Annotated in this window: 2 protein-coding genes; both read right to left on the bottom strand. The window is 72.4% G+C overall.

What is annotated here, in order from left to right; genetic code table 11:
* A partial coding sequence (locus QMK28_RS33840) for a lipopolysaccharide biosynthesis protein (RefSeq protein ID WP_443050910.1) occupies positions 1 to 1328 on the bottom strand: 1328 nt, incomplete at its 3' end.
* Positions 1321 to 2019: polysaccharide deacetylase family protein (locus QMK28_RS33835; protein ID WP_326443525.1), on the bottom strand; the 699-nt coding region annotated here is incomplete at its 5' end. The genes QMK28_RS33835 and QMK28_RS33840, both read right to left, overlap by 8 nt.

The following is a 2019-nucleotide window of genomic DNA, read 5'->3' as shown; positions in this document are numbered from 1 at the left end:
TGCCCATTGCGCACGCGGTAGAGCTGGAAAGCGGCGATGGACGCGATCACGGCGAGGCTGGAGATCTCCGCCACGCCCGCGCCGGTGAGCCCCATCCGCGGCAGCAGCAGCAGGGTCAGGCCCAGCACCAGCGCGCACAGCAGGCCCTGGAGATAGGCGAGCCCCGAGGTGCGGCTCTGCGCCCGCAGCACCGCGAAGTACACCTCGATCACCACCCGCAGCGCGGCGCCCGCCGCGAACCAGCGCAGCAGCGGTGTGGCCGCGTCGGCGTACCCGCGGCCGAAGACCGCCAGGATCTGCGGGGCGAGGATGAACAGGAACAGACAGATCGGGATCATGATCCGGGCCATCCGGCGCAGCGCGGCCCGGCAGTTCTCCGCGAGCCGCGCCGGGTCGTGCGCGCCCTCGACCGTCAGCGACGCGCCCATGTTGATGGCGAGCAGGTTCGTGGTGCCGCCGATGGTCGTGGTGATGTAGAAGTACGCGTTGTCGGTGGAGCTGACCTGCGAGGCCACGATCACCGGGACCATGTAGACCACGGCCAGCGAGAACAGCGAGCCGGTGTAGTCCCCGGCGAGGAACCGGCCCATCTCGCGCAGGCTCGGCGGCCGGGCCGTGCTCGCGGTCTTCGCGATGTGCCGGGGCATCAGCCGCCGGAAGACCAGCCAGCCGAGCGGGATCACCGACACCGCGATCGCGGCCACCCAGGAGATGAACACCCCGGCCGTCGGGATCGCGGCGGCCATCGCCACCAGCAGGACCAGCTTGACGATCGAGAAGACCGTGTTGCCCACCGGCACCCACAGCGCGCTGCGCAGCCCGGTCAGCACCCCGTCCTGCAAGGTCAGCAGCGACCAGGCGACCACCGCCAGGATGAAGCCGATCCCGTTGAGCGGCCCGTGCAGAAAGCGGTACGAGGGCCCCCACAGGTTGAGGGTCAGCAGGAAGACCGTGGCCGCGACGGCGACCGCCGCCGAACTCCCGGCGTATGTACGGAAGACCAGCCGGGCCGTGGCGCGGCCCGCCACCGGGATGAAGCGGGCCAGCGCCCCGGTGAGCGTCAGCGCCGCGAGCCCGGCGAGCAGCTTCATCGCGGCGATGGCCGCCGAGCCCTGGCCGACCGCCTCCGGCGCGTAGTAACGGGCAGCGGCCAGCCAGAAGCCCAGCCCGAGGATCGCGGAGATGCCGGTGTTGAGCATCAGCGCGTAGGCGTTGCGGAACAGCGGATTGCCGCCGCCTCCGCCGGGCAGCCGCAGCCGCCGGCCGGCCGTCTTCTCGCGCGACGGCGCGGGCACCGGCTCGCCGGGCCGGGTGGTCGTGTCAGACACTGGCTTCGCGCACCTTCCGAACGACCTGACGGGTCCTGCGGACCACTGCGTAGCCCTTGGTCAGAGCGCGGTCCCGGGCGAAGTTACGGGCGATGGCCCGCCCTTCGAGCAGCCCCCCGAACTCCCCGATGCCGGTGCCGCGCCGGACCGTCACCCGCTCCAGGGCGTACGGTCCCTGGCAGCGGGAGGCCAGCGCGTTGCCCACCGCGAGGGACTGGGCGAACCCGGCCGACCGTACGGTGCGCCGCACCCGGCGGCTGGAGTAGCCGTAGGGGTAGGCGAAGGACACCGGCGCGCGGCCCAGCTCGTCCGCCAGGATCTCCCGGCAGCGCAGGACCTCGAACCACAGTCTCTCGTCGGTCAGTTGATCCAGCTCGGGGTGGGTGTGGCTGTGCCCGCCGATCTCCAGCCCGGCGTCGGCCAGCTCCCGCACCTGCTGCCAGTCGAGCATCGTGTCGAGCGCGCCCGGGGTTTCGTAGCGGCCGCGCAGCCAGCCCGTGGACGCGAAGAGGGTGCCGGTGAAGCCGTGTTCGTCGAGGACGGGGAGGGCGTGCCGGTGCACGCCCTCGTAGCCGTCGTCGAAGGTGATCAGCACCGGCCGCTGAGGCAGCGGCCCGCCGGAGCGCCAGGCCCCGGCCAGCCGCTCGGTGGTGACCGGGGTGAAGCCGCGCTCGCCGAGCAGGTCCATCTG

The sequence above is a fragment of the Streptomyces sp. H27-D2 genome (assembly GCF_035828615.1).
GTDB lineage: Bacteria > Actinomycetota > Actinomycetes > Streptomycetales > Streptomycetaceae > Streptomyces.
This window is presented reverse-complemented; position numbering and strand designations above follow the sequence as displayed.